The sequence below is a fragment of the Nocardioides sp. NPDC057577 genome (assembly GCF_042801335.1).
Lineage (GTDB): Bacteria > Actinomycetota > Actinomycetes > Propionibacteriales > Nocardioidaceae > Nocardioides.
Genome location: NZ_JBHVGB010000159.1, coordinates 1 through 15,136, shown reverse-complemented (window position 1 = coordinate 15,136; position 15,136 = coordinate 1). Strand labels below are relative to the sequence as shown.

At 69.1% G+C, this 15,136-nt stretch carries 12 protein-coding genes; 4 read left to right on the top strand and 8 right to left on the bottom strand.

Translation table 11 applies throughout. The annotated features are described in order from the left end of the window. Positions 1-34: 34 nt before the first annotated feature. The 3 genes from ACFU7D_RS23700 to ACFU7D_RS23690 form a co-directional block, all read right to left on the bottom strand. On the bottom strand, positions 35-2,713 hold the full coding sequence (locus ACFU7D_RS23700) for a hypothetical protein (protein ID WP_378871912.1): 2,679 nt from the start codon (positions 2,711-2,713) through the stop codon (positions 35-37). 155 nt (positions 2,714-2,868) lie between these two features. Beyond that, entirely contained in the window at positions 2,869-5,205 is a 2,337-nt protein-coding gene (locus ACFU7D_RS23695) for an amylo-alpha-1,6-glucosidase (RefSeq protein ID WP_378871910.1), read from the bottom strand. A 280-nt stretch (positions 5,206-5,485) separates the two neighbouring features. Beyond that, positions 5,486-5,920: a winged helix-turn-helix transcriptional regulator gene (locus ACFU7D_RS23690; protein ID WP_378871908.1), complete on the bottom strand. Its 435-nt coding sequence runs from the start codon at positions 5,918-5,920 to the stop codon at positions 5,486-5,488. 102 nt (positions 5,921-6,022) lie between these two features. On the opposite strand from ACFU7D_RS23690, the gene ACFU7D_RS23685 reads away from it, so the two are divergent. Continuing rightward, positions 6,023-6,718, top strand: a complete 696-nt coding sequence (locus tag ACFU7D_RS23685) for an SDR family oxidoreductase (protein ID WP_378871906.1) — start codon at positions 6,023-6,025, stop codon at positions 6,716-6,718. After that, entirely contained in the window at positions 6,718-7,512 is a 795-nt protein-coding gene (locus ACFU7D_RS23680; protein ID WP_378871904.1) for a thioesterase family protein, read from the top strand. The genes ACFU7D_RS23685 and ACFU7D_RS23680 overlap by 1 nt, the downstream gene beginning before the upstream one ends. A 31-nt stretch (positions 7,513-7,543) precedes the next feature. On the opposite strand, the gene ACFU7D_RS23675 is transcribed toward ACFU7D_RS23680, so the two are convergent. Further along, entirely contained in the window at positions 7,544-8,098 is a 555-nt protein-coding gene (locus ACFU7D_RS23675) for a hemerythrin domain-containing protein (protein ID WP_378871902.1), read from the bottom strand. A 65-nt stretch (positions 8,099-8,163) separates the two neighbouring features. Beyond that, on the bottom strand, positions 8,164-8,562 hold the full coding sequence (locus tag ACFU7D_RS23670) for a DUF5709 domain-containing protein (protein WP_378730193.1): 399 nt from the start codon (positions 8,560-8,562) through the stop codon (positions 8,164-8,166). Between the two features lie 174 nt (positions 8,563-8,736). Here ACFU7D_RS23670 and ACFU7D_RS23665 point away from each other — a divergent pair, with 174 nt between their 5' ends. Beyond that, on the top strand, positions 8,737-10,236 hold the full coding sequence (locus ACFU7D_RS23665; RefSeq protein WP_378871900.1) for an MFS transporter: 1,500 nt from the start codon (positions 8,737-8,739) through the stop codon (positions 10,234-10,236). 436 nt (positions 10,237-10,672) lie between these two features. Here ACFU7D_RS23665 and ACFU7D_RS23660 read toward each other — a convergent pair whose 3' ends face one another. The 3 genes from ACFU7D_RS23660 to ACFU7D_RS23650 are packed head-to-tail and all read right to left on the bottom strand — an operon-like array spanning position 10,673 to position 14,293. Further along, positions 10,673-12,031 carry an NAD(P)/FAD-dependent oxidoreductase gene (locus tag ACFU7D_RS23660; RefSeq protein ID WP_378871898.1) on the bottom strand — a complete coding sequence of 453 codons (1,359 nt, stop codon included), beginning with the start codon at positions 12,029-12,031 and terminating at the stop codon, positions 10,673-10,675. Beyond that, on the bottom strand, positions 12,015-12,764 hold the full coding sequence (locus tag ACFU7D_RS23655) for a hypothetical protein (RefSeq protein WP_378871896.1): 750 nt from the start codon (positions 12,762-12,764) through the stop codon (positions 12,015-12,017). Before ACFU7D_RS23655 ends, ACFU7D_RS23660 begins: the two co-directional genes overlap by 17 nt. Positions 12,765-12,823: 59 nt before the next feature. Beyond that, positions 12,824-14,293, bottom strand: a complete 1,470-nt coding sequence (locus ACFU7D_RS23650) for an MFS transporter (RefSeq protein ID WP_378871894.1) — start codon at positions 14,291-14,293, stop codon at positions 12,824-12,826. 186 nt (positions 14,294-14,479) lie between these two features. On the opposite strand from ACFU7D_RS23650, the gene ACFU7D_RS23645 reads away from it, so the two are divergent. Continuing rightward, positions 14,480-15,088, top strand: a complete 609-nt coding sequence (locus ACFU7D_RS23645; RefSeq protein ID WP_378871892.1) for a TetR/AcrR family transcriptional regulator — start codon at positions 14,480-14,482, stop codon at positions 15,086-15,088. Positions 15,089-15,136: the final 48 nt, after the last annotated feature.

Below are 15,136 nucleotides of genomic sequence, written 5' to 3'. Positions count from 1 at the left end.
CTGGTGAATCGTTCACCAGGCCGGACCCACCCACCTAGGGATGCACGAGCATCCGGTCGATGCTGATCCCCCGACCCGAGTCCGAGTCGTTGCCCTTGCCTGTCGCCACGAGGGTCAGCGTGTGTTCACCGGCTCCGAGGACGGGACTGGACCAGATCAGCTGGTTGCCGATGCGGGTGCGGCCGTAGAAGTCGGCGGTGCCGACCTCGACCCCGTCGATGAGCACGGTGGCGATGCCCTGGTTGGAGGCTCGCAGCCCGTACACCTCGACCGACGAGCCGGTGAACCTGAAGTCGACCGAGTCGCCTGCGACCGTCGTCGAGGTCACCGAGGAGTGGTAGAGGCCGGTCCGGTTGATGCAGCCGGGGCAGCTCAACCAGCCCTCGCCCTGATAGTCGAGGCGGCCCTGGCCGGTGCCCTCGCTCTGGTCGTCCACCGAGCTCGGTCCGCCGTTCCCGGGAACCACCTCGACACGGTCGACCGAGACCCCGCCACCCACGCTTCGAGGGCCGGAGGGGACCTCGAAGCGAAGGGTGTGCGCGCCGTCCACCAGCACCGGGCTCCGCCACTCGACCTCACGGATGCCGCCGTAGGGCAGCACCACGGGCTCGTTGCCGTCGATCGAGACCTTCGCGCTCCCGCGACGGGCACCGGACAGCCCGGCGAGCGTTGCCTGGGTCCCGTCGAACTCGAGCTCGAAGGAGCCGCGGTGGCGGCTGACGTCGATCGTCCGGACCGGCTGCAGCGGGGCAACCGCGAGGTCGGCGAACTGCACCGCGGAGTAGTCGCCCGAGAGCCCGACCATGCCGGAGGTCCAGGTGTCGTCGGTGACCTCGCCGACCTGGGTGCCGTCGATCGACGCGGTGATCACCTCGTCGGCGAACGACAGCTCGAGGTCGTGCCAGCCCGCGCCGGTGGCACCGGTCGAGCCGCTGGTCAGCTCCAACCACGACTTCCCACCAGGTACGCCACGACCCAGCGACCAGGTCCCATCGGCGTCCAGGCTCAGCCCGTAGCCGTTCGGCACCGGCGCCATCGCGTCGTTCGAGACGCGGCCGAGCACCTGGGCCGTACCTCCTTCGGGCACGTACGCCTCGACCGAGGCGGTGTAGTCGGACCAGTTCAGGTCGCCGACGATCCCGGCCGGCTGCTTCCAGGCGGCCCAGGAGATCGCGGGCTGTGGGGAGACCTGGGTCAGGCACGTTCCCGTGCGGCCGCCCTGGCACGGCCGCTCCTCGTAGGCGCCCTCCATCTGGGAGAAGTAGGGCGTCTGACCGCTCGCTCCGCCATCCGTGAGGGTGTTGCGGTACGGGAACGGGAAGGCGGACTCGTGCCGTCCCTCGGCGGTGCCGAAGCCCTTGGCCGTCGTGGTCGTGACGGTGACGACCGCGTTCGGCGGCACGGTCACGGCGTACGTGCCGTCCTGGTTCCTGCGCAGGTCGGGCTGGCGGGCCAGCCGGTCCTCGGCCGTCGACCGCCAGACGTGCAGGTCACGCGCCTTCAGTCCGCCCTCGACCGAGAGCGTGACCGTGCGGGGCGCGGCAGCACCGATGGTCTCGATCACGGTGCTCCAGTCTCCGCCCGACGGTGCCTTGCGCGTGACGAAGCTGCCCTGTGCCGTGTCGGCTGCGTCGAGGTAGCCCGAGGAGGTGTCGAGGTACTGCCAGCCGGGCTCGGCGAACCTCGTCGTCTGCGCGACCGCCCAGATCGCCGACTGCACCTGGTAGGCGCCCGACCACGGGGTGTTCGCCCGCATCAGGCCGGCGTCGGAGATGCTCAGACCGTCGTAGTAGGACGTGATCAGGTTCCAGAAGTTGACTCCGGTGATGCGACCGTCGATGTAGGCGTGGTTGATCAGCGACGGGACCGAGGCGGACGATCCGCCCGCGCCCCACTCGGCCGACCAGGGTCCATCCTCGGAGATCCACAGTGGCTTGCCCAACGCCTGGGCGGTCGCCGAGCTGGGACCGCGCGAGTAGTGGTTGCCGAGCAGGCCGACCGCGTCGAAGAGCTCGGGGTCGTCGGTCATGTCGACGGCGATCGGCCACTCGCCCTTGCGTGCAGCCTCGTCGGAGGCGATGATCCGCACGTCCGCGTAGCCGGCCGCGTCGAGGGCGGCGCGGTAGTCCTTGATCCACTGGACCTCGTACTCGCGCTCGTTGCGTACGCCGACGTTGTCGATCCTCAGGTCGTGCTCACGGGCGCAGTCGAGCCAGTCGATGAAGTAGTCGATCGTGTCCTGCGAGTAGTACTCGCCGTCGCCGAGCCAGCCCGGGGCGCCCCAGGCGAGGCCGCCCAGCTTGATCTTCGGGTTGCGCTTGACCGCCTCGCGCATGAGCCACCACGAGTAGCCGGCGTGACAGCTGACCTCACCGCGCACGTGCTCATGGCTCGACTCGGAGCCGTCGGTCGTGTTGGTGTCGCCGCCGATCTCGACCTTGAGCATCTCCAGCGAGGCGCCGTAGCCGGGCTTGAAGAGGTAGTCGAGGATCTCGGCACGTTCTTCGCGCGGGTAGTCGAGCAGCAGCCGGGATGTCGCCCCGCCGCCGGAGGTCGCCCCGACGCCGTCATAGGTACGTCCCGCGCTCTCGCCGTCGACGGTGATGGTGACGGGCTCGGCCGAGCTCGGCGTGGCGGCGACCGGGGCGGCGACCGGGGCGGCCGCCGCGGTCCCACCGACCAGGGCGGCCCCGGCCAGGAGCGCCGCAGCCATGACCGACGCCATCGGGAGTCGGCGTCGATGGTTCTGCCTTCGTTCTGGTGGCCCGGAGGGCTCCGGGGCATGGGTGACTCGCATCGTGGTTGCTCCTTGCATCTGAGTGCTTTCGGGGATGGGCTGGTCGTGGATCGTTCGCGGGCGAGACCTGGCTAGAGGCACACCTCGGTACGGCCTGCGCCCACGGTGGTTCTGCGCGGGGCGCCGCCGCCCCCGAACACCTGCAGGCTTGTCGAGGCGTCCGCGTTCACCTCGAAGCAGGCGCGCCGCGCGGAGGGCACGAAGTCGCGCACCACGACCCGCCCGCCGACGGCCTGGAAGACCTTGCGGCCGTCCTGTCGCAGCTCGGTGCGCGCCGGGCTCACCGTCGCGGCGTACGAATGCCCGGCCACCCGCACGTCGTCGACCGTGTTGCGGCCCTCGAGGGCGTGCGATCCGAACGTGACCGCCCCGGGCCGGCCCCACGCGTCCTCGGCCACCAGCTCGTGCACCGCCATCAGCGGCATCACGCTCGACCAGGTGTAGTAGCGCCAGGCGCTGTCCACGGCGGCCGAGCTGATGGCCTGGCCCGGCTCCGGGTCGAAGTACTCGGGGAACCAGCTGTCCTCGTCCCAGCTGTCCAGCCACATCGTGGTGCTCTTCTGGGCGAGCTCACCGGCCGCCTCGTCGAGGCCGTACCGCTTGAGGCCGTCATAGACCGTGGCGTTCATGGGCGGCCACACGGCTCCACGCCACTGCTCGCAGGAGTTCTCCTGGCCCCAGCCGATGTAGTAGCGGTAGCCGGTCGAGGCGTTCGGTCGGTCCAGCCCGTTCGCGCAATACTCCGGTGCGCTCCGGCTGATGCTCGGCACGGCGTACTCGCCCCAGAACTTCTCGGGGTCGAGCAGATTCTCCCGCACGGTCCGCTCCGCCCTCCCGTCGGTCGCCAGTCCCCCGAAGAGCGGGTAGAAGATCGTCGGCGTGATGACCTGGCCCCAGCGGCCGTCGAGGTGCCGGTCGAGGTACATGCCCTGTTCCTGGTTCCACAGGGTCTTGTTGGCGGTCTTCCTCACCTTGTCGAACAAGGCTTGGTAGCGGCGCGCGTCGTCGTGGCGGCCCAGGGCGTCGGCCAGTTCGGCCATCGACTGCGCCATGAGGGCGTAGTACGAGGTCAGCGCCACGTCGGTGAGGTCGGTGTTGTCCCGCTCGTCACCGCTGCCGCCGTCCTTCGGCACCCGGTCGGCGGCCGCGTAGAGCGGCAGGTCGTCCAGGCCCAGGTGGTTGCCGACCTTGCTCGGGTCCGGGTCGTACGGGGCCTCCAGAAGGCCGTCGCCGTCGACGTCCCACTCGGGCAGCCTGGCGATGAAGTCGGCCAGCTCGGGGTAGGCCTGCTCCACGAGCTCACGGTCACCGGTCGCTGCGTAGATCCGCTTGACGGCGTAGGCGTGCATCGGTCCGGAATGGAGCTGGTCGTAGCGCGGGCCGCCGGCGTCGAAGATGTCCTTCTCGTGCTGCCGGGCCAGCTCGGGGTCGACGATGAGCGCGATGATCGCGTCCCACGCGGAGTCCCAGCCGGTGAAGATGTTGTCGTTCTCCGCACCACCGCGTCCCCAGCCCCACACCAGGAACCTGTTGCGGTGCGTCTCGTCATAGTTGGCGTTGAGCGCGATGGCGCTACGCATCGCCGTCGCGGACCGGCCGGCAGGCCCGCTGCCGCTGAGCGTGCCGTGGTCGGCGCGGGCCTCGGCGCGGTCGAGCGCCGCGAGGATCTCGCCACGGGGGACGGCGGCCGTTGCCCGCGGGGCGCCCGAGACCGACGTCGTGAAGGTGATCGTCTCGTCCGCGTCGAGCGAGTAACGCAGCGCCGCGGCGGCCTCGCCCGGCTCTGCCGGCTCGCCCTCCATCGCGGCGACCAGATCGTCCATCGAGGCGTACGCCCCACCGTCGTCGGGACGCTGCGTGGGTGTCAGTGCGAAGTGCCCGGTCAGATCGGGGTCGTCGAGGCCCGGACTCGAGGCGCGGATGCCGTCGCCGGTGACGTGGTAGCTGCTCGGCTCGCCCCACGGGGGTGCCGTCTCGAGGAACACGGTCGTGTCGTCCTCGAGCGCGGTGACCGAGCCCACCAAGGTGTCGGGTGCCGTGCGCGCGAACCTGATGACGATCGTCTGCTCGTCCCGGCGGACCTGCTCGTACTTCGCCTCGAGGCCAGGCAGGAGGTCCCGGGCCTCCCACACCTGGTCCGGCGACCAGGCATCGGGGTTGGCGAGGATCTCGCGCAGCGCGCCGAGCCGTTCCGGCGTGATCGTCCGGTCATCGCTGCTGATCCGCACCTCGTAGTACGAGCCGTCGGTGGTCACAGGACCGACATCCGCGACGTGCGCCAGCAGACCCTGATTCTCCCGGATCAGCCGTTTGCCCGACGTCAGCAGGTTCACCCGCAGGGCGAACCTGCTCTCCCCTTCCCCGACATACAGTGCGCCGTTGTCGTCCCGCTCGGTGTAGCCGGGCATGGCGAACGGGCGCTCTGGTCGGCAGAAGCGGCGGCCGGAACGCTGTCCACCGCATCCACTGCCGCCGCACCCGACCCTGCGGCCACCGATGCCGCGACGACGCTCGCGACGCCGGCGGCAAGGGCGAGCCGCCTAGTGCCGACTGCTCGTTTCACATCACTGTGACTGTTCATGCCTGCTCCTTTGTGAGCGCTAACATGCGTGTTCAGTCAGAGTAGTAAGACATATGACGAGTGACAAGTGTCACATGATGTTTCGTGCCGACCGGCACTCGCCCCGGTCAGCTCGCGGCGTCTGCGATCTCGACCTCGCCGCGACGTACGACCTCGCCGCAGGCCTTGCAAGCCAGCACGGGGTGAAACTCCTCGCCGCAGGAATGGTCGAACCTGACCGGCGGGCCGTCCTCGCCGGCCAGGTAGCGGTCGCCGAACTCGCGCATCGTGGCGATGATCGGCGCGAGCGACCGCCCGAGGTCGGTCAGGTGGTATTCGAACCTCGGCGGGCGCTGCTCGTACTGGACCCGAGTCACCAGTCCGTGCGCCTCGAGCCTGCGCAGGCGATCGGTGAGGATGTCGCGCGGTCCGCCCGTGAACCGGACGATCTCCTCGAACCGGCGACTTCCGAGAAACAGCTCACGAACGACGAGCAGGGTCCATTTGGAGCCGACGAGCTCGAGCGTCCGCGCGACCGAGCACTCACGTACCTGCGTCATCATGGGTTCGATCCTAATCGAGTTGGAAAACCAAACCAACCCGAGTACGTTGGAAAAACCAACTCAGACGGAGCGGAGCCCCCGCCCTCGAGACAGGAGAACCACATGCCCACTCTCGCGAACGCGGTCGTCCTGGTGACCGGAGCGAACGGCGGCCTCGGCACCCACTTCGTCAGCCAGGCGCTGGAGCGCGGCGCCGCCAAGGTGTACGCCGCGGCCCGCACTCCCCGCGAGTGGAGCGATCCCCGCATCGTGCCGCTGAGGCTCGACGTGACCGACCACGACTCGGTCGCCCAGGCGGCCGCCTCGGCCGGAGACGTCACGATCGTCATCAACAACGCCGGCGGCTCCAACGGCGCCAGCGTGACGGGTGACCTGAGCGCCGCTCGCGACCTCTTCGAGACGAACTTCTGGGGAGCCCTCGACGTCACCAACACCTTCCTGCCCTCGCTGCGCGCCGGCGGCGGAGTCGTGCTCAACGTGCTGTCGGTCCTGAGCTGGTACGGCATCGGGGATGGCTACAGCGCCACCAAGGCCGCGCTGTGGTCGGCGACCAACACCCAGCGCCTCGCGCTGGCGGGCGACGGCATCCACGTCGCGTCGCTGCACCTGGGATACACCGACACCCCGATGACGGCGGCTATCACCGACCCGAAGAACGACCCGGCCGATGTCGTCCGCAGTGCCTACGACGGCCTCGAGGCCGACGCGTACGAGATCCTCGCCGACCAGGTGAGCGCCGACGTCAAGGCCGGTCTCGCTCAGCCGATCGAGGCCCTCTACCCCCAGCTGAGCCGCTGATGACGCACGAATTCGAGGCCTTCTACCTACCGACCGGCAACGACGGCGTCTTCGAGCCGACCCCGGCGACGGCCAGCCCCTGGGACCACTCGCTGCAGCACGGCGGCCCTCCCGCTGCCCTGCTGGCCCGGGCGATCGAGTCGGTACGCTCCGACCCGGCCCTGTCCATCGCCCGGTTCACCGCCGACATGCTCGGCGGCATCCCGCAGGGCACCATGCGCGTCGAGGCACACGTGGTTCGGCCGGGTCGTCGCGTCGAGCTCGTCGAGGCCTCGTTGTGGGCCGGTGACCAGCTGGCCGTCAAGGCGAGCGCCTGGCTGATCCGCGCCACGCCGGGGTCGACCCGCGAGCACTGGCGTCCGACGGAGAAGATCCCCGCCATCCCGCCGGCCTCTTCCGAGCGCTTCTTCGAGGGAGTCAGCCCGGACTGGGGCTACGGCCGCGCCCTCGACTGGCGGTTCGTCAGCGGGGGCTACGAGCCAGGCCCGGCGACGGTCTGGGCTCGCCTGCGGGTCCCGCTGGTCGCCGGCGAGCAGACCTCTCCGGTGCAGCGTCTTCTCGTCCTGGCCGACTCCACCAACGGCCTGTCCGGCTCCCTGCCGATGAGCTCGTGGTACTTCATCCCGCCGACCGTGACCGTCACCGTCGAGCGCCCGCCGGTGAGCGAGTGGATGCTGCTCGACGCCCACAGCACCATCGGCCCGGACGGGATCGGCCTGGCACAGGGCGACATGGCCGACGAGCACGGCAGGTTCGCCGTCGTCACGCAACCACTGATGGTCGCGCCTCGCTGATCACCGATAAAACCGCCTCTGTCGCCGCGGCTCAGCTGTCGGCGTGCTGATCCAGCTCGCGCCGTAGGGCCTGCTTGTCCTTGTCGCCGACGGGGATATCCGCGTTGGCGGCCTGGCGGCGCATCTCATCGCGGGTGATGTCCTGGGGCATCTCGCCGAGGTGCTCCTGCCGGGTCTTCAGGAACGCCTTGCCCAGCTCGGCACGGCGGGCGTCGTCGAGACGGTCGCGAATGCCCGGCAGGACGCTGCTCTCCTCTTCCTCGACATGGTGGCTGACCGCCTCGACGACCTCGTGCAGCTTGTCGGCGTACGCCGTCGAGTAGGGGTCGCACTCGCTGAGCTCGGCGAGGAGGCGGTCTGCCAGCAGGTGCTCCTCCTGACTGTGCGCGACGTCCTCGGCCTCACCCGCCTCGTCCCGGGCGACCGGGTAGACCTCGGCCTCCTCGGCGCGGCTGTGGGCGGCCAGGAGAGTCACCAGGATCGGGGTCAGCCCGGCTCGTACGTCGGGTTCTCGCTCGAGCTTCTCGAACAGGCTCTCCACCTCGCGGTGGTCCTGCATGATCAGGTCGGTCACATCTTCGGACATGGCGGTTCTCCTCTGCACTGGTAGGAATCCGGCCCACCGGTACCCCTGAGGGCGCGACCGCAGTCTCAGCCAGGGGGCTCGTCGACGATGTGCACGGCCGCTTCCTCTGCCGAGGCGCCGGCACCGTCGATACCTTCGTCGTACCCGATGAGCTTGCCCTCATCGTCCTCGCGCACGCCTTCGTCGGGGCTGATGAGCCGACCCGAACGGGCCTCCCCCACTTCGCCGGTCACCGGCCCGTCCAGGATGTCGGCGTCAGCCTCCGCCTCGGCCTCCTCCCAGACCTCCGGCTCCTCCTGAGCACGGCGTTCATCGATGGTCTCTCCCTCGATCTCCTCTCGAGGCGTCACCCCCTTTGCGGTCACACCTCGCGGCCGCTCGGGCGGCGAATAGCCTTCGTCCAGGACGTCGTCGACGCCACGGTCATCGAGCGTGTCCTCCGGCTGAAGCTGGTCTCCACTCATGACTCGACCGGTAACCCGCGACCGGCCCGACGATGCACTGAAGCCGCGCCCGCTTCAGCGCATGTCGGGATCATCCGTACGGGGGGAGGACACGGCCCACCGAGGCAGTCACCGTGGTGCCTGTGGTTGACGCATGACGTCCCGCGGTCGTCCTGACGAAGGTGAGGGGTTCCGATGAGCAGCACCGAGGTGGCAACCCGAGCAGGTGGTGTCCTTCTCGTCACCTGTCTCTCGACCCTGGTGGTCAACGCCAACACGTCAGCGGTGAGCATCCTGCTCCCCGCCATCAGCGCAGACACCGGCATGGACGTCACCACGTTGCAGTGGGCCGTCACGGGATACTCGCTGGTCGGTGCCGCGACCATCGTGACCTCCGGCTCGTTGGGCGACGTGTTCGGCAGGAAGCGCATCTTCCAGCTCGGCCTGCTGCTGTTCATCGCGTCGTGCGTGCTGATCGCCCTCTCGAACTCCGGTGGAGCCGTCATCGCCGGGCGGTGCATCCAGGGCGCATCCGGCGCGACGATCCTGGCCTGTGGCCTCAGCCTGCTCACGGTCGGCACACCCGAAGAAGGCAAGCTGCGGGCGGTCTCGCTCTGGGGCGCGGCGGCAGGCGTGGGTGCTGCGGTAGGGCCGCTGCTCGGTGGTGTCCTGGTCGATCTGACGAGCTGGCAAGGACTGTTCTGGCTCGACGCCGGCGTCGCGGTGGTGTGCATGGCGATGACTGCCCGCCTGGTGACCGAGTCCCGCGACGAGGACCGGCCACGTTCGATCGACGTCGGCGGCAGCCTGCTGGTCGCGGCCACCCTCACCCCGATCATCCTGGCGCTCAGCGAGGGCAGCGACTGGGGGTGGACATCGTTGGCCACGCTCGGGTGCCTGGCCGTGTCCGTGGTGTCGGGAATCGCCTTCGTCGCGGTGGAGAAGCGGGTCGCCGTCCCCATGCTCGACCTGTCCCTGCTTCGCAACAGGATCCTGGTCGCGTCCACGATCGCCATCCTCATCGGCGCCGGCACCATCAACGCGCTGATGTACCTGGTGAGCCTCTACTTCCAGGACCCGAGCACGCTCGGGCTCAGCTCGCTGCAAGCCGGCCTGGCGACACTCCCTGCCACCGCCGGCCTCGTCGCGGTCGCTCCCCTGGTGCCACGGGTCGCGGCGAAGTTCGGCGGTCGTCCGGTGGTCGGAGCCGGGTTTGCGATCACGGCGATCGGCTTCGCGTGGATCGGCTTCGTCGAGGGCTCGTGGGGGTACGGCGCATTCGTGCTGCCGCTGGTCGCGGCTGCGATCGGGATGGGCCTGTCCAACGGTCCCGCGACGTCGGCCTCGACGGCTTGCGTCTCGGCGGCCCAGGTCGGGGCAGCCTCGGGTGTCTCCAACATGGCACGCTACGTCGGCGCGGCCGTGGCCACGGCCCTCGCCGCGACGATCTACGGCAACGTCATCGCCACCCAGACCGCTGAGGGCGCGTCCACGGTCGATGCCCTGTCCTCCGGCCTCTCCGCCGCGGCCTGGGTGATGGCCGTGTTCAGCCTCGCGGGCGTCGTGATGGCCGTGGTCATGGGGCGTCACCGGGTCGCCCAGGGCACCATGGCCGACTCGGGCGCCGCGGCCGCCGCCCACACGCACACCCTGCCGACCTCGGCGACACCCACGTCAGCCGAGCGGACACCGTGACTCCAGGACGGCACCTGAAAAAGAACTCCGCCTGACCTGTATCTGCAGGTCAGGCGGAGTTTCTTGCTCCCCCGGTTGGACTCGAACAAACGACCCTCCGCTGCCTGCTCGGACTCTTCGGGCCTGACCTCCGCACCGTCGCCACTCATGGGCGCGGCACGATGTCCTCTTCTGATGATTTACGTCATGACCTGCGCAAACCGTTGACCGATATGCCGACTCGTCGACCTTTGCGATCGTCCCATTCGTCTCACGACGTTGCCAGGGCACGCGCTCTGGTGTGGGTTGATGCCTTCAAAACCGTGACCAATTGTGTGACTGCGTCGGCGAGAGGACGCGGATCTGTCGACGGCTCAAGCCGGCACCACCCGGGGAGTCCGCAGGCCCGCGCGGGCTCGTCGACGACCCAAGCCCCATCTGAACCGACAAGCTCGGCTCAGCTTCGCGTGGCCTCTGACGCGGCGCGGCGCGCGTTGCGGCGGCTGCCGTTGATCCGGTCGTTGAGGCGATCGATCATCCAGACCATGCGCAGCACCGGTCGGGTCATGGCCGGCGCGGGCGCGAACGCCGGCTTCTCCTGCCAGAGCGTCTGGAGGTCCTCATGCAGCTCGCCGTCGACGATCGCGTCGGCGATGAGCGTCCCGACATATGGCGCCTGCGCCAGGCCGTGACCGTTGCAGGCGATCGAGTAGTAGATGTGGTCGCCGATCTGGCCCGCCAGCGGGAGCCAGGACGAGGTGATCGCGATCCATCCACCCCAGGCGCGGTTGATCGCTACATCGGCCAGCGACGGGAAGCGCATGGCGAATGCGCCGGCCAACTCTTCGACCAGGCCGGGGTCCGGCACCTTCTCCGGGAGCGGGTAGCTCGTTCCACGCTCGAGGCGGCGTACGCCGAACACGATGGTGTTGCGCGGGGTCAGCCGGTAGTTTTCCATGATCGCGTGCTGGGTCACGAGACCCATGCGGCTGGTCCAGCCCAGCGCGGCCAGCCGGTCAGGGTCGATCGGCTCGGTCTCCACCTCGATGACGTAGATGGGCACGGAGAGGTGCTTCGGCGTGATGTCCCACTCCCCCGCGAAGGCATTGGTGGCCAGCACCACCCGGTCCGCCCGGAGCCTGCCCTGCGGGGTCGTCAGCACGACCTGACCGTCCTCGCGCCTGACGTCGGTGACCTTGGTCTGCTCGAAGACCCGCGCCGACGAGCGGAGCAGGACCTGACGCATGCCGAGGCTGAACCTGCCAGGGTTCATCCTCCCGCCGACGACCTCCCGCATGCCACCGACGAACCCTCTCGGGATCCCCAGCTCCGCAGCCGTGCCGACCTCCACGCGGCCACCGGCGCGGGTAATGATCTTGGCGACGCGGCGTACCCGACCCATCTGCCCACGCGAGACCGCGGCGAACGCGTTGCCGGTCGCCTCGTACTCGCAGTCGATGTCGTGCTTCGCGATGAAGTCCTCGACATGGTGGGCAGCCCGCTCGGCGAGCCGCATCATGCCCGGCATCCTCTTGCGCGAGAGCAGGTTGAGCAGCTGGATGTCGCCACCGGGGGCGCCTGCCAGCTGGCCCGCGTTGCGCGAGCTGGAGCCGTGCCCGCAGAACTCTGCCTCCAGCAGCACGACATCCTGACCACGCTCGGCGATCCGCAGCGCGGTCGACATCCCGTTGATGCCGCCGCCGATGACGGCGACCCGGCACTCGAGGTCGCCCTCCAGGGCAGGGCGCAGGTCGGTGGGCGGATCGACCCAGCCGCTGAAGGTGGCGTACTCGACGTTGTCAGTGGACGTGGGCATGGCTCAGCTCCCGCGGGTCGGTGCGCTCGTTGTGCTCGTGCAGCGCGCGGTAGGCGAACAGGTAGGTGAACAGCTGCAGGCCCCACACCGTGAGGGCCAGCGCATAGAACAGCGGACGGTCCTCGAGCGGATCGACGGAGGCCGGGAACGGGAAGAAGTCGTAGCCCAGGGCGATGCCGGTCGATGCCAGGCTGACCAGCAGGGTGACGACGGCGACCTTCCTCGCACCGATGTTCCACAGCCGCTTGGTGACGTACACCAGGAAGACCAGCGTCAGCAGGTTCACGACGAGATAGATCGTCGCCGGACCCGGATAGAGGATGTGGTGGCCGGCGCCATCGACATGGTCCTGGAACTTCGGCTGCCCCAGGTAGAGGCCTGCGCCGATGCCTACCGCGAAGATCGCCACGTCGACCACCTTGCTCGACTTGTGGCGGTGGGTCACCGCCAAGAACCCGACGACCAGCAACAGGGTGATGCCGATCGAGCGTGAGAAGGCATCGAGGAAGAAGGCGACCGAGTACTGCAGGCTGGCCGCGCCTGCTTCCTTGTCGTCGGGGAACCGGAGGGCCCAGATGAGGAAGTTCACGCCGGACGTGGCGATGATGAACCACTCGATGCCGAGCAGGTAGTTGCGGTACTTCGTGATGAACTTCCAGCCGGCCCAGTAGCCGCCGGCGATCATGATCACGTCCCCGATCAGGAATGCCAGGGCGTAGATGTCGTCTCTCATGTCTGTCTTGTCTCCTTCATACGTCGGGTGTTGTTGGGTCCGGCTCCTGCCGCCTCCGGCTAGGACCCGATGGCGCCGTGACGCCGGCGCGAGCGGGCGCTCGAGACCAGCACGGTCAGCACGACGAGCAGGGCAAGCGCTCCGGAGATCCAATAGCCGGTGGCGTAGAGACCCTCGGCGGCGACCTCGAGCGACGAGCCGGATACCGGGACCAGGGAGGCGCTGAGGTCGGCGCTGACGATTGCCGTGCCGAACGCGAAGCCGACCGCCATGAAGGTGCCGGCGACGCCTGCGGCCATGCCGGCCTTCTCCTCGGGGACGGCGGCCTGGACCAGCGTGAATCCGGCGGCGTACCCGATGCTGCAGCCCAATCCCATGACCGCGGTGCCGACCAGGTAATGCCACTGCTGGTCGTGCATCACCGCCAGCCAGGCCAGGCCGGCCGCGCTGATGAGGGCACCCAGGATGAAGACGGGCACGCCGCGGCCGTTGGCTACGGGACGATCGACCACCGCACCGCCGACGAGGAACGTCACCGCGAAGGGCACCATCAGCCAGCCGGTCTGGAGGGCGGAGAGGCCGAGCCCGTACGCGTCGACCGGACGCAGCGCCTCGGGAATGACCTGTGCGTATGTGCTGAGCAGGAGCAGGAAGGCCGAGTTCACCGCGGCGAACAGCGCGATGCACAGGCAGGAGGCGGTGACCAGCGGCGTACGCATCAACGCCATGTCGAAGACAGCCGTCGACGACCGGCGCTGGGAGCGCGCCCAGGCGATCCCGCCGACGATGCCGACCACCAGCGGGATGAGAGCCGCGTTGCCCCAGACCAGCCCCTGGGTCAGGGTCAGCAGGATCGCCGCGACCCAGGCGATCATCCACACCGTGCCGACCACGCCGATCCGGCCGGCACGCTCGGCCGGCGGGGCGTGCGGGACCAGCACGTACGTCGCGAGGATGGTCGCCGCGCAGGCGGCGGTGAGGATGACGAAGAAGCTGCGCAGGGACAGGTTCTCGACGATGAAGCCGCCGCCGATCATGCCGACCACGATGCCGGCGCCGGTGGCGATCACCAGGACGGCGACGCCGATGGTGATGCCGGACTCGCCGAGGTTGCGCCGCAGGAAGCCCAACGGCAACAGCTGCGCCGCTCCCCCGAAGCCCATCAGCGTGCACCCGACGAGGAGCGTCGGGTAGGAGTCGCCGACCGCCGGGACCGCCGCGCCGACCGTGAGGAAGACGCACGCGGCGACGGACGCGTTCCGGTCGCCGTACAGGTCGGCGAGGCGCGGCAGGAGGATGAACCCCGCTCCGCCACCGAGGGTCAGTGCGGTGTAGAGCCACGTCGTCTCGGCGACCGTGGCGAGTCCGTACTGCGCCTGGATCACCGGCAGGAGCGGCGGAAGGATGAAGATGACGGCGTTGGTCAGCACGACCATCAGTGCACCGATGCCGACGAGCCTGCCTCTGCCCGGCCGATCACCCGCCGACGGCCGGCGGGCTCCTTCCGTCTGCTGGTTGATCTGCGCCATGGGTCGTCTCCGATCGAGGGGGATGTGTGATCCGGCTCATACGCTAAGCCGAAGTTAGTCATACGATCAAGACCTACGACTAAGTTGCCTGACTAAGTTTTACCTACCTATGGAGGCACTGATAGAGTCGGCGTGACTAAATCAAGCGCCCAACTCCTGGGACGCACGAACACCACGGAGGGCCAGATGGCACGGATCCCCGTCGCCCAGCGACGTCGCGACTTCATCGAGGCCGCCGTCGAAGTGATCGCGGCCCACGGGATCGACGGCGCGACCACGCGCCGGATCGCCGAGCAGGCCAAGGCCAACGTGGCGATGCTGCACTACTGCTACGACTCGAAAGAGGACCTCTTCGCGGACGTCTACACCTTCGTGGCCGGCAAGTACCGCGAGGTCATCGAGGGCAGCGACCCGCACACCACGCTGCCCGACGCGGCCCGGCAGATCCTGCGCGGCGTGATGGAGTGCTACCTCGAGTCGCCGAGCTTCACCGCCGCGACCTTCGAGCTCGTCAACTGGGCGCGACGCCAGCACGGCGACCGCGGCATCGCCGTCTACGACCAGGCCTTCGACACTGTGCGCAAGGCACTTCAGGAGGCGTCCGCCGGCGACCCGGTCACGCCCGAGCTCATCGACGAGGTCGCCTACGTCCTGGCCACTCTCGCCGACGGGTTCGGCGTCAACTGGCTGACGTACGGCGATGCCACCGTCGCTCGGGCGCAGATGGACATCAACTGCGCCGTGCTCGACACCTGGCTCACGACCCGGCTCGCGGCGGCGCCGGCCGAGGCCTGAAGCGCCGCCGCGGCGGCTGTCACAGCGGCAGGTCCGGGGAGTCCACAC

Bases quoted from the DNA above. Each gene is read 5' to 3' on its own strand.
- ACFU7D_RS23700 (WP_378871912.1), bottom strand. From the start codon at position 2,713: ATGGCTGCGGCGCTCCTGGCCGGGGCCGCCCTGGTCGGTGGGACCGCG.
- ACFU7D_RS23695 (WP_378871910.1), bottom strand. From the start codon at position 5,205: ATGCCCGGCTACACCGAGCGGGACGACAACGGCGCACTGTATGTCGGG.
- ACFU7D_RS23690 (WP_378871908.1), bottom strand. From the start codon at position 5,920: ATGATGACGCAGGTACGTGAGTGCTCGGTCGCGCGGACGCTCGAGCTC.
- ACFU7D_RS23685 (WP_378871906.1), top strand. From the start codon at position 6,023: ATGCCCACTCTCGCGAACGCGGTCGTCCTGGTGACCGGAGCGAACGGC.
- ACFU7D_RS23680 (WP_378871904.1), top strand. From the start codon at position 6,718: ATGACGCACGAATTCGAGGCCTTCTACCTACCGACCGGCAACGACGGC.
- ACFU7D_RS23675 (WP_378871902.1), bottom strand. From the start codon at position 8,098: ATGTCCGAAGATGTGACCGACCTGATCATGCAGGACCACCGCGAGGTG.
- ACFU7D_RS23670 (WP_378730193.1), bottom strand. From the start codon at position 8,562: ATGAGTGGAGACCAGCTTCAGCCGGAGGACACGCTCGATGACCGTGGC.
- ACFU7D_RS23665 (WP_378871900.1), top strand. From the start codon at position 8,737: ATGAGCAGCACCGAGGTGGCAACCCGAGCAGGTGGTGTCCTTCTCGTC.
- ACFU7D_RS23660 (WP_378871898.1), bottom strand. From the start codon at position 12,031: ATGCCCACGTCCACTGACAACGTCGAGTACGCCACCTTCAGCGGCTGG.
- ACFU7D_RS23655 (WP_378871896.1), bottom strand. From the start codon at position 12,764: ATGAGAGACGACATCTACGCCCTGGCATTCCTGATCGGGGACGTGATC.
- ACFU7D_RS23650 (WP_378871894.1), bottom strand. From the start codon at position 14,293: ATGGCGCAGATCAACCAGCAGACGGAAGGAGCCCGCCGGCCGTCGGCG.
- ACFU7D_RS23645 (WP_378871892.1), top strand. From the start codon at position 14,480: ATGGCACGGATCCCCGTCGCCCAGCGACGTCGCGACTTCATCGAGGCC.